Below are 25,416 nucleotides of genomic sequence, written 5' to 3' on the forward strand. Positions count from 1 at the left end.
AAAGGAATAAAATGAAAGTATTATTAATCAAAGATGTAAAAGCACTTGGAAAAGCAGGAGAAATAAAAGAAGTAAAAGACGGCTACGGACAAAATTTCTTAATCGCTAAAGGCTTTGCTAAAGCAGCTACTAATGAAGTTTTAAGAAAATATGAAAGCGACAAGAAAAAAGAGGCTGAAAATTTACGCTTTGAAATCGTAAATTTAGAAAAACTCAAAGAAGAACTTAGCAAAATCACTCTTGAAATTTCAAAACCCGTAGGTGCAAATGGAAGTTTGTTTGGTGGCGTAACCAAAGATGAAATCGCTCACGCCCTAAAAGAACAAAGCCATATAGAAATCGATAAAAAAAGTTTGGAATGCGATACCTTAAAAAGCTTAGGAATCCACGAAGTAAGCGTAAAACTTGGACACGCAATCCATGCTAAATTTAACATAAATATAAAGGCAGAATAATGTTTCACGCAACAACGATTTTAGCTTACAAAGGTAAAAATAAATCCGTAATTGGCGGAGATGGACAAGTAAGCTTTGGAAATACGGTGCTAAAAGGCAATGCTGTAAAGATTAGAAAACTCAACAATGGCAAAGTTTTAGCAGGTTTTGCAGGATCAACAGCTGATGCTTTTAATCTTTTTGATATGTTTGAAAATCTCCTTCAAAGTTCTAAAGGCGATCTTTTAAAAGCAGCGATTGACTTTTCTAAAGAATGGAGAAAAGACAAATACCTAAGAAAACTTGAAGCCATGATGCTCGTACTTGATAGAAATCACATTTTTCTACTTTCTGGTACAGGCGATGTGGTCGAACCTGAAGATGGGCAAATCGCAGCTATAGGAAGTGGTGGAAACTATGCGCTTTCAGCTGCTAGAGCCTTAGCAAAACATACCGATTTAGATGAAGAAGAACTTGTAAAATCAAGTCTTCAAATCGCAGGTGAAATTTGCATTTATACCAATACCAATATCAAAACTTATGTAATCGAGGATGAGAAATGAATCTAACTCCAAAAGAAATCGTTAAATTTTTAGATGATTATGTTATAGGACAAAAAAAAGCTAAAAAAATCATAGCTATAGCTTTAAGAAATCGCTACCGCAGAATGCAACTTAGCCCTGAGTTGCAAGATGATATAGTGCCAAAAAATATCTTGATGATAGGTTCTACAGGTGTAGGAAAAACAGAAATCGCTAGGCGTTTAGCTAAAATGATGGGCTTTCCTTTCATCAAAATCGAGGCGAGTAAATATACTGAAGTAGGTTTTGTAGGTCGTGATGTAGAAAGCATGGTAAGAGATCTTGCTAATGCGGCTTTAAATTTAGTAAAAAACGAACAAAGAGAAAAAAACAAAGATAAAATCGATGAATTTATAGAAAATAAAATTTTAGAAAAACTTTTGCCACCTTTACCAAAGGGTATCAGCGATGAAAAACAAGAAGAATATAAAAACAGTCTTGAAAAAATGAGAACTAAACTAAGAAATGGCGATCTTGATGAAAGCACCATAGAGATAGAAATTTCACAAAATATGTTCGATACCAATCCTAACCTACCTCCTGAAATGGGTGCAATGCAAGATATAGTTAAGGTTATAGGCGTTGGCAGTAAAAAAGTCAAAAAAGAAATGAAAATCAAAGACGCTAAAAATGCTTTAAAAAATGAAGCAGGAGAAAAAATCCTAGACCAAGAAAGCATCAAAAGCGAAGCCTTAAAAAGAGCGGAAAATGAAGGTATTATTTTTATTGATGAAATCGATAAAATCGCTGTTTCAAGCGGAAATTCAAACCGCCAAGATCCAAGTAAAGAAGGGGTGCAAAGAGACTTACTTCCTATAGTCGAGGGATCAAATGTACAAACAAAAATAGGTACTTTAAAAACCGATCATATTCTTTTTATCGCTGCAGGGGCTTTTCATCTTAGCAAACCAAGTGATCTTATCCCTGAACTTCAGGGACGCTTTCCTTTAAGAGTGGAATTAGATAGTCTTGATGATAAAGCTCTTTATGAAATTTTAACACGCCCTAAAAATTCACTTTTAAAACAATACTCTCAGCTTTTAAAAACTGAAAATTTAGAACTTGAATTTAATGATGAAGCTATTAAAGAAATAGCAAAAATAGCTTCAAGAGCCAATGAAGAAATGCAAGATATAGGTGCTAGACGCTTACATACTGTAATAGAAAAATTACTTGAAGATCTAAGCTTTGAAGCTGATGAGTATGCGGGTAAAAAATTCGTAGTGGATAAAAAAATGGTAGAAGAAAAACTCGGAGATATCATAGAAAATAAAGATCTTGCAAGGTATATTTTGTGAAAAGTGGCTTTGTTAGTATCATAGGGCGTACTAATGCAGGAAAAAGTACTTTAATCAATTCCTTATTAGAAGAAAAAATCGCCCTAGTTTCTCACAAACAAAACGCCACAAGGCGTAAAATCAAAGCCATAGTGATGCATGAAAAAAATCAAATCATTTTCATCGATACCCCAGGACTTCACGAAAGCGGTGCTACGCTTAATCAACTGCTTGTCCAAAGTGCTATTAAATCCATGGGAGATTGTGATGTGATTTTATTTGTGGCAAGTGTTTTTGATAGTACAAAAGACTATGAAAATTTCCTTAGTCTAAACCCACAAGTACCACATATCATCGCTTTAAATAAAGTAGATTTAACCGACAATGCTACGCTTTTAAAAAAACTTAGCGAATATGCAAAATTTAGCCAACATTTTAAGGCTATCATTCCTTATTCTTCTAAGAAAAAAAGCTATAAAAAAGGCTTGTTAGATGAGATAGTAAAATACCTTGATGAACATGAGTATTTTTATGATCCTGAATTTTTAAGTGCGAGTAGCGAAAAAGAACTTTATAGAGATTTCATACTTGAAAGTATTTATGAAAATTTAAGCGATGAGCTTCCTTATAGTAGCGAAGTGCTTATCAATCGCACCAAAGACACACCTAATCTTTTAATCCTAGAAGCCAATATCATCACAGATACAAACTCTCACAAGGGTATGCTTATAGGAAAAGAAGGGGCAACTTTAAAAAGAATAGGCAAAGATGCACGCTTTAAAATTTCAAAACTTGCACAAAAAAAAGTACTTTTAAAGCTTTTCGTAACAGTGAAAAAAAACTGGCAAAAAGATGAAGAATTTTTAAAAAAACTTTTAAATGATGAAAATTAATTCATTAAATAAAATAAATTTTATAAAATCTACAGATTTGCTTTATGCTCAAAGAACAGGAATATCCAAAGAAGACGAACTTTTTAACAATTTAACCGCAGATTTTAAGCTAAGCAAACCCTTTGACTATCAAATAGCTTTTTTTAAACATAATGAAATTTATCATTGTTTTTTAGCGCCTGTTTACAAATTGAAAAAAAGTCGTTTTTGCTTTCCTGAGCCTTTAATTTTTCAAGCTTTGTTTGATGAAAGATTTATTGAGGAAAGTGATTATTGTGTTTTAAATTTATATGATCAAACTTTATATTTATATTTTTACCAAGAAGGAAAATTTATCAATCTTAAAAAAATCGAAAATTTCAATCCAGGTAATATGGATTTATTTTTTAAACAAAATCGATTTACAGAACTTTTAAAACACTATGAAAGCAAATTGCTACTTTATCAGGATTTGAATACAATCAAACATTACTTCTCATCTCAAATAAAATGTTTAAATCTAAATGATATTCTTGATAAAAATAGTTTATTGAAATTAAGTTCATATAGTATAAAAAATCTAGATCAAAATTGTAATTTTATCAAGCATAATAAAATAAAAATATCTATTTCTTTTAAAATTATATTAATATTTATTTTTAGCTTTAGTCTTAGCATGATGATTTTATTATTTAAAGATTTTATAGAGTACAAACAAAATAAGGAAATTCAAAATAAAAATTTTATCATACAAGAAGAAATTTCTAAACTAAAACAAGATAAGCAAAAATTATTAACAAACATACAAGATTTAAACTTTACTCTTTCTAATAAAATATCATCTACACAACAACAATTTCATATTTTATCCACCATAACAAAAGAAATCAATTTAGACAAAAATAAGGCAATCATTCTAAATCAAATCATATCATGGCTTAATTCCAATAAACTTAAAATCACAAATCTTGAATTTGAACAAACAAAAATCATTCTTTCTTTTATCGATGAAAACCACTTTAAAAGAGCATTAGAAAATCTAAATTCTGCTTTTAAAATTCTTGATAAAAATGAAGAAACATTGAATATCATATTAGAAGTCATACATGAATAAAATAGAAATATTTTTGCAAAATTTAAATCCTAGGGAAAAATTTCTTTTTATTTCTTTTATCTGCCTTTGTGCTTTGTTTTTAGCTTTTAAAATTCACGATCACTTTTTGGAAGATATTTTTCAAAAAACATTAGTAGAACATAATTACCTTGCATTAAATGAAGCAAAAATAGAAAATTCACATCTTAAAGAAATAGAGACAAAGCTAACAAAACAGATAAAAACAGAGGAAGAAAAATTAAAATACTATAAAGAAAAATTGCATTTATTTTTTTATGATAAAGATTTTTTCAATAAAAAAATCAATAATTTATCCAAAAATTTAATCATTAATGAAATAAAATTTTCCCAAGAAAACAAAAATTTTATTCACTATAATTATGTTTCTCTAAGTTTAAATGGCAACTTTAAAGACTTGCTCAATTTTATACAAAATTTAGAAAATCTTCCTATAGCTTTAAAAATTGATAAAATAAAACTATACAATACACAGGGTTTAAAATTAAAGCTTGATTTAATGTTTAAATTTGTTAATTTATAATAATATTAAAATATTATATTTTTAAATATTATTATAAAAAAAATATTTAAAAATATTGTAATTTAATTATTTTTCTATTACTATTAGTTAAAATATTTTAAGCATAAAAAAGAAAGGTATTGGGAAGTGACTAAACAAGAAATACAAAAACTCGATACAAATTTACTAGGTCATCCCAAGCCTTTATTCTCTCTATCAATGGTAGAACTTTGGGAAAGATTTGCTTTTTATGGCATACGATCTTTACTTGTGCTTTTCATGGCAACAACCATAAGCAAAGGTGGACTTGGAATAAGCACTGAATACGCCTCGGCAATTTATGGCATTTTTGCAGGATGCTTGTATTTAGCAGCACTTCCTGGAGGCTGGATTACTGATAATTATTTAGGGCAAAAAAAGGCTTTATTTTTAGGTTCTTTTATTATAGCTTTAGGACATATTAGCATAGCCTTATCTATTTTAAGCACACCTATATTTTTCCTAGGACTTCTTTTATCGTTATTGGTACTGGATTTTTTAAAACTAGCGCTTCTGTAACAGTTGGAATGTTGTATAAACAAAATAATACAAGATGCGATACTGGCTATACGATTTTTTATATAGGAATTAACATTGGAGCATTCATTGCTCCTCTTATATGTGGTTTTGTTCAAGCAAAATGGAATTATCATTTAGGATTTGTCATAGGAGGTTTAGGTATGCTAATCTCTTTGCTTATTTTATATTTTAAAGCTGCCCTTGAGCTTGAAGAATTTCATAAAAATTGTACCTTAAAGCAAAACTGGGAACAACCATTTAAAAAAGTAAAAAATTTAACTCTTATACTAAGTATAAGCTTGTTAAGTATTATTGGATTTTTTCTAATGTTTATTAATCTTGTAAATATTAATCCCATATAATACTATCAAAAAAACTTCTAATTGTAATTTTACTATGCTTGGTAATTTATTTCATATATCTTTTTGTTTTTAAAGCCTTAAATAAAAGAGAGAAACAACAATTAATAATTTTAATTGTTTTATTCTTTGCAGCCACTTTTTTTTGGAGTGCTTTTGAACAAAAACCTACTGCTTATAATCTTTTTGCGCAAGATTTTACAAATAGAAATATTTTTGATTGGAAAATTCCAACAAACTGGTTTCAATCTTTTAATCCAATTTTTATCATCATACTTGCTCCTATAGCAAGTTATATTTGGATATTTTTAGAGAAAAAAATATATATTTTTCTTCCATTGGAAAATTTACTTTAGGAATATTATTTGCCGGTATTGGTTTTATGATGATGACCTTTGCTTCACAAAATCTAATAAACAACAATGGTTTGCCAATATCCATGGCTTGGATTATCATAAGTATATTCTTTTTAACACTTGGGGAATTATGCGTGTCTCCTATTGGACTCTCTATAATGGCTAAGGTTGCCCCTGATTTAATCAAAAATCAAATCATGGGACTTTGGTTTGTAGCAAGTGCGCTTGGAAATTTTGTTGCAGGACTTATAGGAGGAAATGTCAATATTAAAAACATCGATCAACTTCCTAATATTTTTGGACAATGCATGTGGATGCTTTTTGTTGTAGCACTTTTGCTTTTTATTGCTAAAAAACCATCTTAACAAAAAAAATAAGCAATTATCTAACTAAACTTAAAATACAAAATACACCAAAGTTGAAAATTGATCTTAATATTTCTTTTTTTATATTTGCAAAAAAGTAACATTATGATATAAATCATTTAAAAATATTACAAAGTTATACATATTTTTTAATTTCTTGTCTATAATTTATAAATAAAAATACACAAAGGATATAAATTGAGTAAAAATGTAAAAAATTTAGATACTTCATTTTTTGGACATCCAAAACCACTTTTATCTCTTTCACTTACTGAGCTTTGGGAAAGATTTTCTTTTTACGGAATTCGTCCCTTGCTTTACCTTTTTATGATAGCAAGTTTTGAAAAAAGTGGAATGAACTTAAAACCTGAAGAAGCAAGTGCAATTATGGGAATTTTTGCAAGTTGTTTATATCTTGCTGCTTTGCCGGGTGGATGGCTTGCGGACAATTACTTAGGACAAAAAAGAGCAATTTTACTAGGTGCTCTAACTATAGCATTTGGACATTTGTGCATAGCCTTTTCTTATTTTAACAATAAAATGATTTTTGTTGGTATGGTTTTTTTGGTTATAGGTACAGGACTTTTTAAAACTTGTGCTTCTGTAATGGTTGGAATGCTTTATAAAAAAAATGATGCAAGGCGTGACTCTGGTTTTACTCTTTTTTATATGTGCTTTAATTTTGGTGCTTTTGTAGCTCCTTTAATTTGCGGCTTTTTACAAAAAGAATACGGATGGCACTTTGGTTTTGGTGCAGGTGGGATTGGTATGCTTTTAGCGGTAATTATTTTCTACCTAAAAACTATGCCTGATTTAAAAGAATTTGATGAAAAAGTTGGCATAGACTCTACTTGGGATAGACCAAGCAAAAAAAGCAAAAACGCATTTTACATCATCATTGTATCAGGTATTGTTTTGCTTGGAGCAATATTTTTAATCCTTGGTGGTTTTATAAAATTAGATGCACAAGTTATTAATAAAAATATTATTCTAACTATCTTAGCTTGTGCTGGAATTTATTTTTTATATCTTTTCGCTTTTACTTCTTTAAAAATAGAAGAAAAAAGAAATTTAATTATTTTTATTGTTTTATTTTTAGCGGCTGCGTTATTTTGGTCAGTATATGAGCAACAATATACTTCTTTTAATTTTTTTGCAGAAAAATTAACAGATAAAACCATATTAAATTATGAAATTCCTACAATATGGTTTCAATCTCTTGGAGGTTTATTTGTTATACTTTTTGCACCTTTTAGTGCTTTTATATGGACTATATGTGCCAAAAATAATAAAGAAATTTCATCTATTATTAAATTTGCATTAGGACTTTTGGGTGCAGCTTTGGCATTTTTAATAATGGCTTTAGCTTCAAATCATGCAATTAGTTTAAATGGCGATGCTAATACATTAAGAGAAAATTTAGAAAATTCATCACAAATTATTTTAGTTTCACCTTGGTGGCTTGTCAGTAGCTTTTTGCTTATGGTTTTAGGAGAGCTTTGCCTTTCCCCTGTGGGACTTTCTATAATGACAAAAATTGCACCTAATTTAATTAAATCTCAAGTCATGGGACTTTGGTTTGTAGCAAGTGCATTAGGTAATGCTTTAGCTGGATTCATAGGTGGTAAAGCAAGTGAAGAAAATATAGCTTATTTGCCAAATTTATTTTACCAATGTATGTGGATATTACTTGGTGCTGTTATAATTTTACTTATACTCAAAAAACCTATCAATAAAATACTAAAAAATTAATATTAAGGAGAAAATATGAGTATTTACAAACAAAGAGTATTAGAACTTAGAAGATTAATGAAAGAAAATAATATTGACGCCTATCTCATCTTAAGCGCGGATCCGCATTTGAGCGAATATTTACCAGAATATTACAAAAACAGAGTCTTTATCAGTGGCTTTAAGGGTTCTGTTGGAACAGTTCTTATCACACAAGAAGAGGGCTTTTTGTGGGTAGATGGAAGATATTGGCTTCAAGCACAAAAGGAATTAGAAGGTAGTGGCATACTTTTACAAAAGCAAGATGCTAAAAATACTTTTACCAAATGGTTGGAAAAAAATTTAAGCGAAGATCAAATTTTAGGCATCGATTTTGCACTTTTACCTTTATCTTTGCAAAAAGATTTAAAGATTAATTGCAAGGCAAATTTAAAACATATAGATTTGATAAGTCCGCTTTGGAAAGATCGTCCCACTTTACCACAAGAAAAAATTTATGAACACGAACTAGAATACTGCTCTTACTCAAGAAAAGAAAAATTAGCATTAGTGCGTCAAAAAATGAAAAATTTAAATGTTACCTCTCATTTAATCTCCAGCCTTGATGATATAGCTTGGCTTACAAATTTAAGAGGGAATGATGTAAATTATAATCCTGTATTTTTAAGTCATTTGCTAATCTTGGAAGACAAAGCCTTGCTTTTTGTTGATCAGAAAAAAGTAAATTCAGAACTTGAAAAAAAATTAAATTTAGATGGGTTTTGGCTTAAAAATTATGATGAAATCATCATGGAGCTTGAAAAACTTGCAAATACAAATTTGCTTATTGAACCTTCAAAAATGACCGCTTTACTCATAAATTCTTTAGATAAAAGCGTAAAAATCATTCAAGAAATTAATCCAAGCACTCACTTAAAAGCAGCTAAAAATACAAAAGAAATAGCGCATATACAAGATGCTATGATAGAAGATGGAGTGGCTTTATGTAAATTTTTTGCCTGGCTTGAAGAAGCGATAGAAAATAAAGAACTAATAAGCGAATTAGACATAGATGTTAAAGCAAGCGAATTTAGAGCACAAAGCAAGTACTACATAAGTGATAGTTTTACCACTATAGCAGGCTTTAACGAAAATGCAGCATATCCACATTATAAAGCCACAAAAGAGAGTTTTGCTTATCTTAAAAAAGATGGGCTTTTACTTATTGATTCTGGTGGACAATATAAAAACGGCACAACAGATATTACACGCGTTGTACCAATAGGAAAGGCTAATGCAGAACAAATTCATGACTATACCTTGGTTTTAAAAGCACATATTGCCATTTCCAGTGCAATTTTTCCAAAAGATATAGCTATGCCCTTACTTGATGCAATCACACGCGCACCTTTATGGAAAGAACAAATTGACTATATACACGGCACAGGACATGGCGTGGGATATTTTTTAAATGTCCATGAAGGTCCACAAGTTTTATCTTATCTATCCCCTGTGCTTGAAAAAACAAAAGCCAAAGAAGGTATGCTAACCTCCATAGAGCCAGGTATTTATAAAGTAGGTAAATGGGGCATAAGACTTGAAAATTTAGTTATTCATACCAAAGTAGAAAATCCTAAAAATAAAGATTTTGGAGAGTTTTTATACTTTAAACCTGTTACTCTTTGTCCTTTTGAAATATCTTGTATTGATACAAAAATGTTAGATGAAAAAGAAAAAGAATGGTTAAACAATTATCACAAAGAAGTATTTGAAAAACTTTCTCCTAAGCTAGGTGATTATCCAAAAGCTCTAGTTTGGCTTGAAAAAAGAACAAAAGCCATCTTTTAAGATACTTTTGTTAACATAGATAAATTTTCCTTGTATTAAACTTATAATTTGTTTAATACAAGATTTTTAAACCAATTGCTAAAAAAGTTTTTTTTGAAAAACTCAATTTACAACTAAAAATTATTTAAAATATCCAAGTTCAATCATTTTTTGATAAATTTTAGCTACAGTTGCCCCTGAAGTAATATTTCTCCCACCATGTTCCAAAAGAACGGTAACTACATATTTTGGCTTAGAATAAGGAGCATAAGAAGTAAGCCACGCATGAGATCTAGTATAATACTCAAATTGTTTTTCATCAACCCTATTTTTATCTGTTTGTGAAAATCCCACAACCTGAGCAGTTCCTGTTTTTGCTGCAACTTTCACATCAAGATTATGCAAATAACGATAAGAGGTTCCTCCTTGCTCATTAGCAACAGCATACATTGCATCTCTTATATAAGGCAATTGACTCTTTTCAAACAAAGTAAAAATTTCTTTTTTATTTTCATCCATTTGATTTTCTATAGTTGTATTATTATTTTCTATGCTTTTTAAAAAATGAGGTATAACCTCTCCACCTTTTGCGATTTGAGCCGTATATCTAGCAATTTGCATAGGTGTTGCAAGAAAATTACCTTGACCTATAGCTGTATTTAAAGTATCACCTTGAAACCAAGATTGTCTATATCTTTGCATCTTCCATTCTTTGCTTGGTAAAGTTCCTACAAATTCACTAGGTAAATCTACCCCTGTTTTCGCTCCAAAGCCAATGCGAGATAAAGTTTCACTTATTTGATCGATTCCAACTTGCAAACTGCCATTATAAAAATAAACATCACAACTATATTTTATCGCATGTTTTAAATCCACAGGTCCATGGCCTGATCGATTCCAACATCTAAAAAACCTGCCTCCAAGTTCAATGCTTCCATTGCAAACATATTGAGTCGACGGGCTAATATTTTTAGAATTTAAAAAAGAAAGCCCTACTCCCATTTTTACAACAGAACCTGGAGGATAATATCCATTTATAAGTTTATTTGTAAAAGGATGATCAAGACTATTTGAAAGCTCATCCCAATCCTTAAAAGAAATCCCTGTTACAAAAGGATTAAGATCATATTCAGGGAAACTCCCTGCAGCTAAAATAGATCCATCATTTACATTCATAATTATAGCAGCTCCAGCATTCCCTTCAAACAATGAAGTTAAATAAGACTGAAGCTCTATATCTATCGTAAGTTCTATATCATTAGACATAGCAGGAGTGTGAGAAAGCTGTTCTACTTCTTGATTTAAGGCATTAACCTTATAAACCCTAGTTCCTTTTTCTCCTTGTAAAATATCATTATAATAGCGTTCTATACCGCTTTTTCCCGTATAGTTAGAAAGTTTTGCTATTTCATTTTCTTGAACATCTTGCAAATTTGCCTTACCTACATACCCAATAATATGCGAAGCCAATTTTCCAAAAGGATATTTTCTTTTTACAACAGGATCTATTTTTATTGTTTTATTAAGATTTAACTCTGAATAATGCGGAATAATCTCATCGTAGGGTATAAAATCTACAACTTTAATAAAATCTTGATTATAGTAAGAATCATTTCTCTTATAAATTTCTGCTAATTTACTAGCATTTAAATCAGGAAATAAATTTGTAAGTTCAGATAATTCTTTATCTAAAATTCCTTTATTTGACTTTTTAATACTTAAATAAGGTTTAATAGAAATACTAAAACCCAAATCATTAATAGCCAATAAAGTTCCATTTCTATCTGTAATTTGACCCCTAACAGGTGGTAAAAATTCAGTTTTTATGGCATTTTGTTTAGCAAGCTCTTCATAATATACATTTGATTTTATACTCAAATAATACACACGACTTAATAAAAATATAAAAAACAATAGTATAAATCCAACAACTAGACGCATTCTCATTTAAATTTTACCTTTAAAAAACACATAAGCTAAACAACATTCTATAAAAACTGAAACAATATACGCCCATCCTAAAATTTTAATTTTTTCATCTCCAATATAAAACAATATCATATCCAAAAACAAAATAATGCCGTAAGCACAAAGCACAAAAACAACAGGGATAAATTTACCAATTTTTAAATTTGTCTTAATCCAATCTGCACAAAGATAATAAAAAATAAAAAATGCCAACCAAGATGAAAAAATAAAAAAATTATAAGTTATATCAGTAAAAAATAAAAAAAATAAAGAAAAATACCATCTAAAATCAAGCTTTGAAAAAGTTCTCTCTCTCTCTTCTAATAAGCAAAACATATAACAGAAAAAAATCCCATAAAGTAACGGGGTATATACAAAAGTCGAACCAAGAATCTGATAAATTAGAAAAAAAAATCCTAAAAAGACATAAGCTCCATTAAATTTTGCTTTATAAGCACTTAAATTTCTTCTCATTTATCAAGACCTAAAGTTTGATTGATAATAATATCTTCTAAAGAATCAAGGCCAAATTTATTCAAATTTGAAACTAAAATAGAGTCTTTAAATTCATTTTTTAACTTAGCTTTTTCACTTTGATTTAATTTATCGCATTTGGTAAAAACTTTTAAAATTTTTTGATCAGGTCGTAAAAATCTTTTCAAATAGTCATTTAAATTTACATCGATCTCTAAATGAGTATGTCTTGAGTCGATTAAATGTATAAATAACTTTATCGAGGTTCTTAATTTTAAAAATTCATCTAAGTTTTGATTCCATATTTCTTTTAAATTTTTAGAAACCTTTGCATAACCAAACCCTGGTAAATCGATAAAATTGATATTAAATTTTTCTTCATTTCTTTTGCAAGCTACTTCGAAAAAATTTATAAGCTGAGTTTTTCCAGGAGTTGCCGAACTTTTGGCTAAATTTTTTTGTTTACACAAAGAATTGATTAAAGAACTTTTTCCGACATTAGAACGCCCCAAAAATGCTACTTCACTAAAATTTGAGCTCAAATTCTCATCAAATTTCACTAAAGAAGTGATAAATTTAGCACTAATTATCATTTGTCTTTAAGATCAAACACAAAACGAGCAGGTTTTTGATCCTTACTCTCCACTCGATAAATATTAGCTTTTCTATCGACTATTATTTTATCACCAAAAAGTTTTTGATTGCTTCCAAGCTCATTTATATAAGCATGACCATTAATCTCGTAAGTATCTTTAATAACATTATAAATAAATTTATCTCCACTACCTTTATAAATTTTACCTTTTAAAACAATCTTAAACCTAGCATTTTGCATTGCTTCATAACGAATAGGTTTGCGATTTTTATCCGTATAAATAATCAATTTTTCAGAATTTAAAATATCATCACCTCTAATTACTTCTACATTTCCACTAAGAATACTTTCACCCTTATTTTCATCTGAGTAAAAATTTAAAGCTTTTACTTCAATTTGAGTTGCCCAAGTTACACTTACACAAGCTAACAATAAAATTATTTGTCTTGCAACCACGCATTTACTCCTTGGATATTTAAAATTTTGTTTTTTACATCATAGTTTAAAGTATTTCCGTTAATAATACTTCCATTGATCAGAGCTTTAAAATTAGTATTTGTATGTAAAATTTTATCCTTAGGTTGGTATTCTACCTCTTGAGAAATAATTTTGACATTATTAGAACCTATATAAGTAACATTTCCTTCAAACAAAACCTTGCTCATATCTTTATTGAAAAACTCTAAACGATTCGCACTAAGATTAAAATCTAAATTTAAAGTAATAAAATCATTAAATTCATCTCTATCTGCATATCTCACCCAAGAATTTGCCTTATAATATGCCTTAATTGTACTAGCATTACTCTCATAAGCTTTCAAATTTTTAGCCTCAATATTTTTAAAATTTAAAGCATTAGTTTGCAAATTCAAAGAATATGGATCTTGCAAACTTAAAATCGTAAAAGTAATTGTAAAAAGAGCAATTAAAATTCCAAAAATTTTTATAGCCAAAGCTTATTCCATTCTTCTTTTAGATGATTTTTTTCTACTAAAATTTCTATCATCTGTGCTACAGCAGCCTTACCACCTTTTTTGCTAAGCACTATGTCTACATTTAAATCTTTATGACCATCTTTTGGCTTAAAACTAAGTCCTACACTTTCAAGTAAAGCCTTATCATTAAAATAATCCCCAATAGCCGCACACTGAGAAAAATCTAAATTAAGTTTTTGTAAAATTTCTTTTGCACAAGCTAACTTATCTTTGATACCTTGATATAAAATTTCTATTTTTAAATCTTTAGCTCTTTTTTCAACACAAGGACAATTTCTACCTGTAATAATAGCAATTTTTTTACCAAGCTTTAGCCAAGCCTCGATAGCCGCTCCATCTTTTACATCAAATTCTTTAATAAATTCTCCATTAGAAGTATAAATAATTTTTCCATCAGTTAAACAGCCATCTACATCCAAAAAAATCAATTCTGTCATAATTTTTACTCTCTTACAACAAATGCACCTGCAAATGCACCACTTGCAGCAAAATCCCTTGCTTCATCTTCACTTCTAAAGCCTGTTAAGAAAACGCGATTTAACCCATCCACTGAACTTGTGCGTATAGTAGAGCTATAAGTTCTATAAGTTTTATATCTTGCTGCTATCGTTTGTGCTCCAGCTGGGTTTTTAAAGGCTCCAATTTGAACCATGAAATTTCCACCTTCATAAATTTGTCCATTATTTGCAATCTCTCCACTATTTCCATAGTTTACATTAGAATGTACAATATTATTACCCGAATTACTTGATCCAAACCCTATAACCTCAAGCCTTACTGGAGCTGTTCCTGAAGCAATCATATCAATTTGACTAGCAGCTCCTTTTGATAAATCTATAATACGATTATTTACAAAAGGACCTCTATCATTCACACGAACGGTAACTTGACGATTGTTATTTAGATTGGTTACTTTTAAGATGGTATTCATAGGTAAAGTTTTATGAGCCGCGGTTAAAGCATTTTGATTATAGGTTTCGCCATTAGAGGTTTTCTTGCCGTGAAAGCCTGGCCCATACCAACTCGCAATACCATCAGCAGTTTCGCCTACTGCTACAACAGTAGGATAATAAGTTTTACCGTTGATAGTATAAGGCTTCATCGTTCCTTTAGTCCCTGAAGAACTAGGACTGCTTTTAAAATCATTTGAAGGATAATACACTTGAGCATTATCCAAGCTAGAAAAAAAACTAGTGCCTAAACAACCACTAAAAAATAAAGCCCCTAGACTAACGGCTGACAACTTTAGTGTAATTGTTTTTATTTGCATTTTTATTCTCCTTGATTGGTATAATTAATTTTTGATTAATGCTAAGATGATTTTTTGCTATTTTATTGAATTCTCGAATTTCATCAACACTTATATTATAATTTTTTGCTATTTTATATAAAGAGTCACCAGACTTAACGGTATAAGTTCTTGTCATAGGTATAGTTGTATCAACCTTTGCAAGTTTTTCTGCTTTAAAATTTTTATCAAAAAATGCTACTTTATTAAGTGGTATATACATATAATACCCTTTACCAGGAGGCGTAAAATTATGTTTAAATTGTGGATTATATTTCTTAAAAGTTACAAGATCCATATTTAAATTTTTAGCTATTTCTTTTAAAGATGCAGAAGAAGGCACATCAACTTTTGCAAATTCATTGCTTAAAGCATAATTCATTAAAGACGCATCTTTATCTAGTAAAAAATCCCTATCATTAGCTAAAAAAGCAAGCGTTAAAATCTTTCTTATAAAATTTCTAGTTTCTAAAGAAAGATATTTCTTATCAGGGTTCAATAAAACACTTAAATCATCACTTCCTGCTTGCTTGATAGCTTGTCTTAGCTTGCCATTTCCGCAATTATAAGCTAAAAGTGCCAAATACCATTTGCCAAATTCTTCTTTTAGCTCTTTTAAATAATTTGTAGCGGCATAAGTTGACTTGACTGGATCACGCCTTTCATCAACATAAGCATCGATTCTTAAACCCAAATTTCTAGCTGTTGGTTGCATAAATTGCCAAACCCCTACAGCCTTGGCATTAGAAACACTATGAGTTTTCAAGCCTGATTCAACCATAGCTAGATACAAAATCTCATCAGGAACTTCCTGCTGGGCTAAAATTTTTCTTATCATAGGAGTAACTTTTGAAAAATTTTGCATACTATCTATTAAAGTTTGAGCATGTTTTGATTTTATATCTTGTTGAGTTTGCACAAAAATCAAATCACTGATAAAACTTGGATTAATATCTAAATTTCTTAAAACATTCATTTGTCTTTCATAAAATTCAGGAGTATTAATTTGTGCAAAAAGAAAATTAAAACATATTAAAAAACACAATAAAATTTTTTTCATTAATAACCTTTAAAAAATAATTTTTCAGAATTGTTAAAACAAATTTCTAGAAGTTCTTTTCTTGATAAATCCAATACTTCACACATTTTGTTTGCTACAAATTGAGTTAACAAAGGTTCATTTCTTTTACCGCGATAAGGCTCTGGAGTAAGATATGGAGCATCAGTTTCAAGTAGTAGTCTATCTTTTGGAATTTTAGGTAAAATTTCAACTAATTTCTTAGCATTTTTAAAAGTTAAAACTCCCCCAATACCAAAATAAAATCCATCTTCAAAAAGAGTTAGTAAATGTTCGCTTGCATTAAAGCAGTGTAAAACTCCTCCTACAAGATCCTTAGAATACCCATGTAAAATCTCATAAGTATCATGATTTGCTTCTCTTGAGTGAATGATAACAGGTTTTTTAAATTCAATAGCAAGTTCAAGCTGTGCGATAAAAATCTTTTTTTGATTTTCTTTTTCTTTTTGAATTTCTTCAGCAAGATCACTTTTAAAACGGAAATAATCAAGCCCACATTCACCTACAGCTACACACTTTTCATCGCATAAATACTGCCTTAAAATTTTCTCATCATAATTATCAATTTCATAAGGATGCACCCCTGCTGCAAAAAAAATATTTTTATATTTATGAGCAATTGTAGCTGCATAAGGCAAGTCTTTTATATCAGCACCAGGTATGATGATTTTCTCTATACCATTTTTAAAAGCACGATTTAAAGTTTCATCTAAATCATCTTTAAATGCTTCACTGTCTAGATGGCAATGCGTATCAACAATCCTTAAACCATCTTGAAAATCAAGATTTAAGAACATACTTCAACTCTATCCTTGCCATTATCTTTTGCTTGAGACAATATTTTACTTGCTTTATCAGCCAAAGAATCAATCTTATCTCCACTTTTTCCAAAAACCACGCCTATAGAAGCTGTAAAAAAGACTTCATCTAAATTAACTAAAACACCAGCCTTTTTTATATTTACTCGTATACGAGAAAAGATTTTAATCGCTCTTTCTTGGGATATATTTTTAAGCAAAATACAAATTTTTTCTGCACTATATCTACCTACAAGATCTCTTCCTTTAGTTTCATTGACTATTTCATTGGCGCAGATTTTAATTACTTCATCACCAACTTCACGGCCGTATTCATCGTTAATCATTTGAAGATTATCTATATCTAAAAAAGCAAAAGCAAATTCCTCGTCTTTTGTTGCTATTTCGTTAAAATAATCATCTATTCCATCGATTAAAGCATTATAATTTTTAACCCCAGATACAGGATCTAAAACATTATAAGTGCTTAAAAATTTTTTATCATCCATGTAAGATAAACAACGATCTAAGCGACAATTAAAACTTTCCTTGCTTAAAGGCTTAAACAAATACTCATTAACTCCATTTTTAAAAGAATTCGCTTCAAATGAATCATTATGATCCCCCAAAAGAATCACACCTAATTCATCATCACTAAAACGTTCTCTTACTTGAGTCAAAAGCTCAAAACCGCTAATTACTGGCATATTGACATCTGCTATAATAAGCTTAACATCATTATTATCATTTAAATAACTCATTGCTTCTTCACCATGAGCCGCAGCTAAAACATTAAATTGTCTTTGAGTAAGTATTTTTTTAATTTCATTACGTTCAGGTAGCTTGCTCATAGCTACAATCACTTTAGTTTTTGCATATTGATTAAGTTTTACAATAGAACTAATAATCTCATCAATGCAAGTTTCACTTTCTTTAAAAATATAATCTAATATATCTTTATCCATAAATTTTTCTTTAGTAGCCTTATCACCACTAGCCGTAAGAACAATAGCAGGAATTTTCTTTTCTATAACATAATCCACAACTTCACCATTTGGGGCATCTGGCAAGCATAAATCCACAAAAGCTAAAAAATAATCATTATTCATTAACTCCTTAGCTTCAGCAAAACCAAAAGCAATATCTACCTCATAATCTAAAGTCATTTGAATTTTTTTAGCCAAAAGTTTGCCGAGCATTTTATTGTCATCAATAATTAAAATTTTCTTATTCATAGTGTGTAAAATACCTTTATATCTAAAATTTTTTATTATATTTATTTCAAAAGAAAGGAAATTTTTATAGTTATATATTTTAACATAGCAAAATAAAAAATCCGCTTAATTCTTAAATAAGGTCTTAGCAAATTCGATCGCTTCATCACTAACAAGCTCTCCACTTACCATCCTAGCAAGTTCTTTAATTCTTTCTTCTTGATCAAGCTTTTTTACCTTACTTTCTTCACCATTTTTTTCAACTAAAAAATGATTATGTGCCTTAGAGGAAAGTTGAGGCAAATGAGAAATAGCAAAAATTTGATAAAACTTAGAAAGTTCCTCTAAAACCTTAGCTATACTCATAGCCTCTTTTCCGCTTAAATTTGCATCAATTTCATCTAAAAATAATATCCCTTTGCCTGTATTTAAAATATTACATTCTGTGGCTATAAAAGCAAGTCTTAAGCGATTTAATTCACCCGAACTTAAATTTTTTAAATGAGCTAAATTAATATCTAGCATTATCTCATCTTTGCCTAAAATTGAAATTTTTTCATTTTCTTTAAGCGTCAAACTTGCATCTTTCATATAAAGATCTTTAAGATAATTATTTAAACATTTTTCTAATTTTTTAAGGTTTTTCTTTCTTGTTTGAGTTAAAATTTGTGCTTTTTCTTCTAATTTTTGTTTTAATTCTTGAAATTTTTTTTCAAGTTCTTTTTTTTCAAAACTTAAATTTTCATAATGCTCTAGCTCATATTTTTTTTGTTTTAAAACTTCTAAAGCATTTTCTATGCTTTCATAACGCTTGATAAGATAGGATAAATTTTCAATGCGATCTAAAAGCGCCTCCACATCAAAATCCAAATCTTCCATTTTTTGATTTTCGCAAATCACACGCAATTCATTCAAACATTCACTAAAAAAACTCGCATCAACTTCGCTTAAATTTAAAGCTTCAATAACAACTTTTTCAAGCTCAAAAATACGCTCTGCCTTACTCCAAGCTTCTTCTAATTTATCTTTTTTAGAAAGCTTTTTTTTAAGTATTAAAAGCTCTTCATACTCACCTATTTTAGGATTAATGCTTGAAATTTTTTCAATTTGTGCTCTAGCTAGTTCTTTTAATTCTTCTACTTTTTTTTCTTCTTCTAAAATTGCATTAAGCTCATTAGAAATTTGACTATAAGCATTAAAATCTTTTTTAAAATCTTCTAAAAAGGAAACAAAATTTGTATTTTCTTGCATCTCCAAGGCATCTAAGAGATTTAAAAATTTTTCATTTCTAAATTCGTTATTTTCCTTTGCGCTTAAATACTTAATAAAAGTTTTACTTAAATTTTGCAAACTTTTTTTCGCTATGCTTTGATTGTTAATAAAATATTTTGTGTTTTTTTCTTTTAAAAGCTTAAAAACATTCTCCTCTTCACTTTCTATACCAAAACTTTCTAAATCCAACTTATCATCTAGTTCTATTTCGACAATTTTAGCCTCACTTTCACTCAAAGAAAATGCGGATAAAATTCCTTTAAACAAAACTGATTTTCCAGCTCCACTTAGCCCCGTAAAAACGGTAAGTCCTTTAGAAATTTCAAGCTCAGCCTTTTTAAAACCAAGATTTTCTTTCATAAAAATTCTATTTATCATCAATTTCCCCAGTGTAATTTTTCTTTTAAAATTTGAAAATAATCCCTATTTTTTGGGTGAATTAAAGCCACATTTTTATCACTTAAACCCACTTTTATACTTTTAAAATCATTCATTTTATAATTTTCTTGCCCATCAATGCAAAGTATACAATCCTTTGCCATAATCTCTATTTCAAAACCTTTTGGTAAGACAATAGGGCGTTGTGTTAAAGAATGAGAACAAACAGGAGTTAAGATAAAAGCTTGAGCTAAAGTATAAACTATGGGCCCATTTGCACTTAAATTATAAGCTGTTGAACCCGCAGGAGTTGCAACAATAAGCCCATCTCCAAAATATTCATTAAATTTCTTTTCTTTTCTAAAAACTTCTATATGAGCCATAGAAGCTTGATTGTTTTTACTGATAACCACATCGTTAAAAGCTAATTTTTCTAAAATTTTTCCTTGCTTATCTTCTAAAAAAACACTTAACAAATAAGGCTTTTCTATTCTAAATTCTCCTTGAAAAAAAGCTTGAAAAAAATTTTCAGCTTCATCAACTTTAAAATCTGTTAAAAAACCTAAATGTCCAGCATGAATTCCTAAAACTGCTTTATCATATTCACAAGCTTTACGGCATAAAGAAATCAAAGTTCCATCTCCACCTAAAGAAATAACAAAATCGGATATTTTAAACAAATCATCCAATCCATACTTCGGCAAATCTAAAATTTCAGAACTTTCTTTAAGCAATACAAGTTCAACTTTATATATAGATAAAATCGATTGAAGTTTTAAAATTTCCTTATCTAAACTCACATTGGGTCGCGTAACAAGTCCAATTTTTTTAATATTTTTATAATCTATTTTATTTTGCATAAAAAATTATATCAAATCTTAGCAAAGCAAAAGAATAAAAATACTATAATTTTGCTCATTATCTTAAAAAATCTTTTTCAAGGAATAAATTTGCGAAGTCATTATAATACAGACTTGGGAATTTCCCATGTTGGTCAAAGCGTTAAACTTTGCGGTTGGGTAAATAGCTACCGCGATCATGGTGGAGTTATTTTTATAGATTTAAGAGATAGAAGCGGTATTATCCAACTTGTTTGCGATCCAAATGATAGTAAAGAAGCTCATGAAATCGCTTCCAATGCAAGAAATGAATTTGTACTTATTACAGAAGGTACTATTCGTCCGCGTGGCGAAGGACTTGTAAATCCTAAGTTAAAAACAGGAGAAATCGAAGTAGTTGTTTCTAAACTTACCATAGAAAATGAAAGTGCTGTACCTCCTTTTGCTATCGCTGATGAAAGCGTAAATGAAGAATTACGCTTAAAATATCGCTTTTTAGATTTAAGAAATCCTAAACTTTATGAAAATTTTGCCTTGCGTTCTAAAGCTTGTATAGCAGCTAGAAATTCTTTGGCAAATATGGGATTTTTAGAAGTTGAAACCCCTATTCTTACCAAAGCTACTCCCGAAGGCGCAAGAGATTATCTCGTGCCTTCTCGTGTGCATCAGGGTGAATTTTATGCTCTTCCACAAAGCCCTCAGCTTTTCAAACAACTTTTAATGTGTAGCGGTTTTGATCGTTATTTTCAAATTGCAAAATGTTTTAGAGATGAAGATTTAAGAGCTGATCGCCAACCTGAATTCACACAAATTGATGTTGAAATGAGCTTTTGCGAACAAAAAGATGTGATCAAGATAGCTGAAACTTTTTTAAAAGATATTTTCAAAGCTTGCGGCAAAGAAATTCAAACCCCTTTTAGACAAATGCAATACAAAGACGCTATGGAAAATTATGGCTCTGATAAGCCGGATTTAAGATTTGATCTTAAATTTATTGATGTGATTGATATTTTCACTAAGTCAAATAATGAAATTTTTGCAAATATTGCCAAAGATACAAAGAAAAATCGCATCAAAGCCATACGCGTTCCAAAAGGCGATACTATTTTTTCAAAAAGACAAATGCAAAGATTTGAAGAATTTGTGCGTAAATTTGGCGCCCAAGGCTTAGCTTTCATACAAGTTAAAAAAGATGGGCTTAAAGGTCCACTTTGTAAATTCTTTAGCGAAGAAGATTTAAATGAGCTAAGCAAACGCTGTGAGCTTGAAGTAGGAGATGTGGTATTTTTCGGTGCAGGAGCTAAAAAAACCGTGCTTGATTATATGGGAAGATTTAGAATTTTCTTAGCCAACGAGTTAAAACTTATAGATCCAAATGCCTTGGAATTCTTATGGGTTGTTGATTTTCCTATGTTTGAGCAAAATGATGACGGAAGTTATTCTGCGATGCACCATCCTTTTACCATGCCAAAAAATATTGATGAGACTGATTTAGAAGAAATTTCATCTATTGCTTATGATGTAGTGTTAAATGGCGTTGAGCTAGGTGGAGGTAGTATAAGAATCCATAAAAATGATATTCAACAAAAAGTATTTAAACTTTTAAATATCGATGAAGAACAACAAAAAGAAAAATTTGGCTTCTTGCTTGATGCTTTAAGTTTTGGTGCTCCACCACATGGAGGTATCGCTATAGGACTTGATAGACTCATCATGCTAGTTACAGGAGCAAACAACATAAGAGAGGTTATAGCCTTTCCAAAAACCCAAAGAGCGCAATGCTTAATGACAGATGCACCATCGCCTGCTAGCAATGAAGCAATGAGAGAATTAGGAATCAAATTAAGGGAGAATATAAAATGAAAGAATTGTTTTTAATCATAGGTGCACCAGGTAGTGGAAAAACTACCGATGCTAGTTTAATCGCACAAGCAGATGCGACAAATATTACACACTATTCAACAGGAGATCTTTTAAGAGCTGAAGTAGCAAGTGGGAGCGAGCTTGGAAAAACTATAGATAGTTTTATCTCCAAAGGCAATCTTGTTCCTTTAGATGTTGTTATAAATACTATAGTTTGTGCTCTAAAAGCTGCTCCAACTAAAACTATCATCATCGATGGCTATCCAAGAAGCGTAGAGCAAATGATGGAATTTGATAAGGTTTTAAGTGAGCAAAATGAAATTTGTCTTAAAGGCGTCATAGAAGTAAGAGTAAGCGAAGAAGTTGCCAAAGAAAGAGTTTTAGGCAGAAATCGCGGCGCAGATGATAATGAAGAAGTGTTTTACAATAGAATGAAAGTTTATACAGAACCTTTAAATGAAATTTTAGATTTTTATCAAAAGAAAAAACTTCATTTTATTATCGATGGAGAGCGCGCTATCGAACCTATCGTTGCAGACATGAAAGAACTGATTAAAAAAATTCAAAGTATATAAGGAGAAAAAATGAATTTAAACAAAATCAAAATCGGAGATATTCCAAATAAAATCAATGCCGTAATTGAAATTCCATATGGCTCAAATATAAAATACGAAATCGATAAAGATAGCGGTGCTATCATGGTAGATCGCGTTATGGCTAGCGCGATGTTTTACCCAGCAAACTATGGTTTTATTGCTAATACTTTGGCTGATGATGGTGATCCTGTAGATATTTTAGTGCTTAATGAATATCCTATCCAAGCTGGAGCTGTGATTCCTTGTCGCTTAATCGGTGTTTTAATCATGGAAGATGAAAGTGGAATGGACGAAAAACTTCTTGCAGTTCCAAATTCAAAAATAGATGCGAGATATGATAATATAAAAACTTATACAGACTTACCACAGGCAACTTTGAATAAAATCAAAAACTTCTTTGAAACTTATAAAATTTTAGAACCAAATAAATGGGTTAAAGTGCAAGACTTCAAAGATGAAAAAGCCGCAATTGAAATTTTAGAAAAAGCAATCAAAAACTATAAATAATCTTAGCCCTTTCAAAGGGCTAAGATTAAGGAAAACTCGCAATGAAAAATATCATTTTAGGTGGTGGTTGTTTTTGGTGTATTGAAGCCGTATTTGAACGTCTAAAAGGTGTAATCAATACTGAAGTTGGATATAGCGGAGGAAAACCAAATCCTAGCTATGAAAGCGTGTGTAATGGTGATGGTAACATAGAAGTTGTCAAAATAAATTACGATGAAAAACAAATCTCTCTTCTTGAAATCCTAATACTCTTTTTTAAAATTCATGATCCAACAAGTATAGATAAACAAGGTGAAGATATTGGCATACAATATCGCTCAATAATATTTTACGAAAATGAAGAAGATAAAATTTTAGCTCAAAATTTCATTGAAGAACAGCAAAAAATATTTAGTAAAAAAATAGTTACTAAAATTTCAAGATTGCAAACTTACTATAAAGCTGAAAACTATCATCAACATTATTTTATAAATAATCCCGATCAAGGATATTGTCAAGCTGTAATAGCTCCAAAACTGCAAAAAATACAATCAGACTAATTTCATCTTTTTAAGGTTAAAAAAAATTCAACTTTATTCACAGCCTTTTCACGCTGTGATTTTCTTTTCAAAGTACTTAAAAATAGAACTTTAAGCTTTAAAATAAAGAAAAAATTATTTATTGTTTTTTAAGTTTTTTTATGAATTTGTATTTAAATGTGAATAATTTTATTAATTAACATAATTTCCTAAGTTTAGCTATGAAAAATCCATCATAGTCTAAGCTTGGTAAAATCCGTCTGCATTTTGAAATTTCAGCAAATTCTTCACTTTGCCCTGCTTTAGCCTCAACATTTTCCAAATCAATATCTAAAAGCTCTAATTTAAACTCACTTTTTAAAGCATTCTCTATCACTTCTTCATTTTCTTCTTTGGTAAAGGTACAAGTACTATATACAAGCTCTCCACCTATTTTTAATGCCTTTAAAGCAGAATGTAGAAGTTTTTTTTGAGTTTTTGCAATATTTTTGATTTCTTTATAACTTTTTTCCAAATCAAAACCTATTTTAGCAAAAGTCGAACAAGGTGCATCAAGTAAGATTTTATCAAATTTTAAAGGACATAAATTGCCTATATTTTTACCATCTTTCATAAAAACTTTAGCATTCACGCCGTAATTTTTAAGATTTTTTTGCAAAATAAAAAATCTATCCCTACTCATCTCATTGCAAGCTAAATAACCTGTATTTTGCATAAAATTTGCAAGATTGATACTTTTACCACCCGGAGCTGCACACATATCAAGAACCCTTTGCCCTGCTTTGACTTCTAAATTTAAAGCACACAAATAAGAAGAATAATTTTGTATATAAAAGTGCGCCTCATTAAAAACTTTCATAGAACTTAAGATAGCCTTATCTTTGGTATCAAACAAATAACAATAAGCATTGATCTTTTTAAATTTTAATTTTTGTTTTAAAAATTCTTTTTCTAATTCTTCAATGCTAATTTTTAAAGTATTTGTAAATACACAAACATTTTTTTCTTGAGTAAAAGAAGATAAAATATTTTGCATTTCATCTTTGGTATAAAGTTTTTCT

At 29.7% G+C, this 25,416-nt stretch carries 27 protein-coding genes and 1 pseudogene; 15 read left to right on the forward strand and 13 right to left on the reverse strand.

Features of this window, described 5'->3' with window-relative positions:
* Positions 1-11: 11 nt before the first annotated feature.
* From rplI to AJ889_RS03210, 11 genes and pseudogenes are all read left to right on the forward strand, one after another.
* Positions 12-455 carry a 50S ribosomal protein L9 gene (rplI, locus tag AJ889_RS03155; RefSeq protein WP_002859592.1) on the forward strand — a complete coding sequence of 148 codons (444 nt, stop codon included), beginning with the start codon at positions 12-14 and terminating at the stop codon, positions 453-455.
* Positions 455-997 carry an ATP-dependent protease subunit HslV gene (gene hslV / locus AJ889_RS03160; RefSeq protein ID WP_002781630.1) on the forward strand — a complete coding sequence of 181 codons (543 nt, stop codon included), beginning with the start codon at positions 455-457 and terminating at the stop codon, positions 995-997. Before rplI ends, hslV begins: the two co-directional genes overlap by 1 nt.
* The gene (gene hslU / locus AJ889_RS03165) at positions 994-2,313 is read left to right on the forward strand and encodes an ATP-dependent protease ATPase subunit HslU (RefSeq protein ID WP_002869809.1); all 1,320 of its coding nucleotides are present in this window, start codon (positions 994-996) and stop codon (positions 2,311-2,313) included. The genes hslV and hslU overlap by 4 nt, the downstream gene beginning before the upstream one ends.
* On the forward strand, positions 2,310-3,185 hold the full coding sequence (era, locus tag AJ889_RS03170) for a GTPase Era (RefSeq protein WP_002935094.1): 876 nt from the start codon (positions 2,310-2,312) through the stop codon (positions 3,183-3,185). The genes hslU and era overlap by 4 nt, the downstream gene beginning before the upstream one ends.
* Complete coding sequence (locus tag AJ889_RS03175; protein ID WP_072227280.1) at positions 3,172-4,278, forward strand: hypothetical protein; 1,107 nt, start codon at positions 3,172-3,174, stop codon at positions 4,276-4,278. The genes era and AJ889_RS03175 overlap by 14 nt, the downstream gene beginning before the upstream one ends.
* Positions 4,271-4,819 carry a hypothetical protein gene (locus AJ889_RS03180; RefSeq protein WP_002859998.1) on the forward strand — a complete coding sequence of 183 codons (549 nt, stop codon included), beginning with the start codon at positions 4,271-4,273 and terminating at the stop codon, positions 4,817-4,819. Before AJ889_RS03175 ends, AJ889_RS03180 begins: the two co-directional genes overlap by 8 nt.
* 126 nt (positions 4,820-4,945) lie before the next feature.
* A complete protein-coding gene (locus AJ889_RS09605) occupies positions 4,946-5,356 on the forward strand; it encodes an amino acid transporter (protein ID WP_032584675.1) in 411 nt (136 codons plus the stop codon).
* An 8-nt stretch (positions 5,357-5,364) separates the two neighbouring features.
* Positions 5,365-5,718 (forward strand): amino acid transporter, encoded by a 354-nt coding sequence (locus tag AJ889_RS09610; protein ID WP_230108722.1) that lies wholly within the window; start codon positions 5,365-5,367, stop codon positions 5,716-5,718.
* A gap of 38 nt (positions 5,719-5,756) precedes the next feature.
* Positions 5,757-6,436, forward strand: a pseudogene (locus tag AJ889_RS09615) (oligopeptide:H+ symporter).
* 198 nt (positions 6,437-6,634) lie between these two features.
* A complete protein-coding gene (locus AJ889_RS03205) occupies positions 6,635-8,188 on the forward strand; it encodes a peptide MFS transporter (RefSeq protein WP_002867729.1) in 1,554 nt (517 codons plus the stop codon).
* 15 nt (positions 8,189-8,203) lie between these two features.
* A complete protein-coding gene (locus AJ889_RS03210; protein ID WP_002865668.1) occupies positions 8,204-9,994 on the forward strand; it encodes an aminopeptidase P family protein in 1,791 nt (596 codons plus the stop codon).
* Positions 9,995-10,114: 120 nt separating this feature from the next.
* On the opposite strand, the gene mrdA is transcribed toward AJ889_RS03210, so the two are convergent.
* The 12 genes from mrdA to AJ889_RS03270 form a co-directional block, all read right to left on the reverse strand.
* Positions 10,115-11,920 carry a penicillin-binding protein 2 gene (gene mrdA, locus AJ889_RS03215; RefSeq protein WP_002934614.1) on the reverse strand — a complete coding sequence of 602 codons (1,806 nt, stop codon included), beginning with the start codon at positions 11,918-11,920 and terminating at the stop codon, positions 10,115-10,117.
* A complete protein-coding gene (locus tag AJ889_RS03220) occupies positions 11,921-12,415 on the reverse strand; it encodes a hypothetical protein (RefSeq protein ID WP_002859588.1) in 495 nt (164 codons plus the stop codon).
* A complete protein-coding gene (gene yihA, locus AJ889_RS03225; protein ID WP_002859990.1) occupies positions 12,412-13,008 on the reverse strand; it encodes a ribosome biogenesis GTP-binding protein YihA/YsxC in 597 nt (198 codons plus the stop codon). The genes AJ889_RS03220 and yihA overlap by 4 nt, the downstream gene beginning before the upstream one ends.
* Entirely contained in the window at positions 13,005-13,466 is a 462-nt protein-coding gene (locus AJ889_RS03230) for an LptA/OstA family protein (protein WP_002934613.1), read from the reverse strand. The genes yihA and AJ889_RS03230 overlap by 4 nt, the downstream gene beginning before the upstream one ends.
* Positions 13,448-13,963 carry a hypothetical protein gene (locus tag AJ889_RS03235; RefSeq protein ID WP_002859585.1) on the reverse strand — a complete coding sequence of 172 codons (516 nt, stop codon included), beginning with the start codon at positions 13,961-13,963 and terminating at the stop codon, positions 13,448-13,450. The genes AJ889_RS03230 and AJ889_RS03235 overlap by 19 nt, the downstream gene beginning before the upstream one ends.
* Positions 13,954-14,442: an HAD-IIIA family hydrolase gene (locus AJ889_RS03240; protein WP_002872380.1), complete on the reverse strand. Its 489-nt coding sequence runs from the start codon at positions 14,440-14,442 to the stop codon at positions 13,954-13,956. The genes AJ889_RS03235 and AJ889_RS03240 overlap by 10 nt, the downstream gene beginning before the upstream one ends.
* 5 nt (positions 14,443-14,447) lie before the next feature.
* Entirely contained in the window at positions 14,448-15,275 is an 828-nt protein-coding gene (locus AJ889_RS03245) for a septal ring lytic transglycosylase RlpA family protein (protein ID WP_002852227.1), read from the reverse strand.
* Positions 15,235-16,353, reverse strand: a complete 1,119-nt coding sequence (locus AJ889_RS03250; protein ID WP_002874294.1) for a lytic transglycosylase domain-containing protein — start codon at positions 16,351-16,353, stop codon at positions 15,235-15,237. The genes AJ889_RS03245 and AJ889_RS03250 overlap by 41 nt, the downstream gene beginning before the upstream one ends.
* Positions 16,353-17,168, reverse strand: a complete 816-nt coding sequence (locus AJ889_RS03255; protein ID WP_002904511.1) for a TatD family hydrolase — start codon at positions 17,166-17,168, stop codon at positions 16,353-16,355. Before AJ889_RS03255 ends, AJ889_RS03250 begins: the two co-directional genes overlap by 1 nt.
* On the reverse strand, positions 17,159-18,403 hold the full coding sequence (gene cbrR, locus AJ889_RS03260; protein ID WP_002858608.1) for a bile resistance response regulator CbrR: 1,245 nt from the start codon (positions 18,401-18,403) through the stop codon (positions 17,159-17,161). Before cbrR ends, AJ889_RS03255 begins: the two co-directional genes overlap by 10 nt.
* Before the next feature lie 105 nt (positions 18,404-18,508).
* Positions 18,509-20,032: an AAA family ATPase gene (locus AJ889_RS03265; RefSeq protein WP_070293252.1), complete on the reverse strand. Its 1,524-nt coding sequence runs from the start codon at positions 20,030-20,032 to the stop codon at positions 18,509-18,511.
* Positions 20,032-20,892, reverse strand: coding sequence for an NAD(+) kinase (locus AJ889_RS03270; protein WP_002852365.1), 861 nt, complete (start codon positions 20,890-20,892; stop codon positions 20,032-20,034). Before AJ889_RS03270 ends, AJ889_RS03265 begins: the two co-directional genes overlap by 1 nt.
* 90 nt (positions 20,893-20,982) lie before the next feature.
* Here AJ889_RS03270 and aspS point away from each other — a divergent pair, with 90 nt between their 5' ends.
* The 4 genes from aspS to msrA are packed head-to-tail and all read left to right on the forward strand — an operon-like array spanning position 20,983 to position 24,376.
* Entirely contained in the window at positions 20,983-22,734 is a 1,752-nt protein-coding gene (aspS, locus tag AJ889_RS03275; protein WP_032584680.1) for an aspartate--tRNA ligase, read from the forward strand.
* Entirely contained in the window at positions 22,731-23,309 is a 579-nt protein-coding gene (locus AJ889_RS03280) for an adenylate kinase (protein WP_002859580.1), read from the forward strand. The genes aspS and AJ889_RS03280 overlap by 4 nt, the downstream gene beginning before the upstream one ends.
* Before the next feature lie 9 nt (positions 23,310-23,318).
* Positions 23,319-23,837, forward strand: a complete 519-nt coding sequence (gene ppa / locus AJ889_RS03285) for an inorganic diphosphatase (RefSeq protein ID WP_002867724.1) — start codon at positions 23,319-23,321, stop codon at positions 23,835-23,837.
* A gap of 41 nt (positions 23,838-23,878) precedes the next feature.
* A complete protein-coding gene (gene msrA, locus AJ889_RS03290) occupies positions 23,879-24,376 on the forward strand; it encodes a peptide-methionine (S)-S-oxide reductase MsrA (protein ID WP_002852283.1) in 498 nt (165 codons plus the stop codon).
* Between the two features lie 175 nt (positions 24,377-24,551).
* Here the strand turns inward: msrA and AJ889_RS03295 are convergent, their stop codons facing one another.
* The gene (locus AJ889_RS03295; protein ID WP_074484747.1) at positions 24,552-25,391 is read right to left on the reverse strand and encodes an RsmB/NOP family class I SAM-dependent RNA methyltransferase; all 840 of its coding nucleotides are present in this window, start codon (positions 25,389-25,391) and stop codon (positions 24,552-24,554) included.
* Positions 25,392-25,416 lie beyond the last annotated feature (25 nt).

The organism is Campylobacter sp. BCW_6468, assembly GCF_001762865.1.
GTDB lineage: Bacteria > Campylobacterota > Campylobacteria > Campylobacterales > Campylobacteraceae > Campylobacter_D > Campylobacter_D jejuni.

Excerpts from the sequence above, each read along its gene's own strand:
- rplI (WP_002859592.1), top strand. The coding sequence starts at position 12 with ATGAAAGTATTATTAATCAAAGATGTAAAAGCACTTGGAAAAGCAGGA.
- hslV (WP_002781630.1), top strand. The coding sequence starts at position 455 with ATGTTTCACGCAACAACGATTTTAGCTTACAAAGGTAAAAATAAATCC.
- hslU (WP_002869809.1), top strand. The coding sequence starts at position 994 with ATGAATCTAACTCCAAAAGAAATCGTTAAATTTTTAGATGATTATGTT.
- AJ889_RS03175 (WP_072227280.1), top strand. The coding sequence starts at position 3,172 with ATGATGAAAATTAATTCATTAAATAAAATAAATTTTATAAAATCTACA.
- AJ889_RS03180 (WP_002859998.1), top strand. The coding sequence starts at position 4,271 with ATGAATAAAATAGAAATATTTTTGCAAAATTTAAATCCTAGGGAAAAA.
- AJ889_RS09610 (WP_230108722.1), top strand. The coding sequence starts at position 5,365 with ATGTTGTATAAACAAAATAATACAAGATGCGATACTGGCTATACGATT.
- AJ889_RS03210 (WP_002865668.1), top strand. The coding sequence starts at position 8,204 with ATGAGTATTTACAAACAAAGAGTATTAGAACTTAGAAGATTAATGAAA.
- mrdA (WP_002934614.1), bottom strand. The coding sequence starts at position 11,920 with ATGAGAATGCGTCTAGTTGTTGGATTTATACTATTGTTTTTTATATTT.
- AJ889_RS03220 (WP_002859588.1), bottom strand. The coding sequence starts at position 12,415 with ATGAGAAGAAATTTAAGTGCTTATAAAGCAAAATTTAATGGAGCTTAT.
- yihA (WP_002859990.1), bottom strand. The coding sequence starts at position 13,008 with ATGATAATTAGTGCTAAATTTATCACTTCTTTAGTGAAATTTGATGAG.
- AJ889_RS03240 (WP_002872380.1), bottom strand. The coding sequence starts at position 14,442 with ATGACAGAATTGATTTTTTTGGATGTAGATGGCTGTTTAACTGATGGA.
- AJ889_RS03245 (WP_002852227.1), bottom strand. The coding sequence starts at position 15,275 with ATGCAAATAAAAACAATTACACTAAAGTTGTCAGCCGTTAGTCTAGGG.
- AJ889_RS03250 (WP_002874294.1), bottom strand. The coding sequence starts at position 16,353 with ATGAAAAAAATTTTATTGTGTTTTTTAATATGTTTTAATTTTCTTTTT.
- AJ889_RS03255 (WP_002904511.1), bottom strand. The coding sequence starts at position 17,168 with ATGTTCTTAAATCTTGATTTTCAAGATGGTTTAAGGATTGTTGATACG.
- cbrR (WP_002858608.1), bottom strand. The coding sequence starts at position 18,403 with ATGAATAAGAAAATTTTAATTATTGATGACAATAAAATGCTCGGCAAA.
- AJ889_RS03265 (WP_070293252.1), bottom strand. The coding sequence starts at position 20,032 with ATGATAAATAGAATTTTTATGAAAGAAAATCTTGGTTTTAAAAAGGCT.
- AJ889_RS03270 (WP_002852365.1), bottom strand. The coding sequence starts at position 20,892 with ATGCAAAATAAAATAGATTATAAAAATATTAAAAAAATTGGACTTGTT.
- AJ889_RS03280 (WP_002859580.1), top strand. The coding sequence starts at position 22,731 with ATGAAAGAATTGTTTTTAATCATAGGTGCACCAGGTAGTGGAAAAACT.
- ppa (WP_002867724.1), top strand. The coding sequence starts at position 23,319 with ATGAATTTAAACAAAATCAAAATCGGAGATATTCCAAATAAAATCAAT.
- msrA (WP_002852283.1), top strand. The coding sequence starts at position 23,879 with ATGAAAAATATCATTTTAGGTGGTGGTTGTTTTTGGTGTATTGAAGCC.
- AJ889_RS03295 (WP_074484747.1), bottom strand. The coding sequence starts at position 25,391 with ATGCAAAATATTTTATCTTCTTTTACTCAAGAAAAAAATGTTTGTGTA.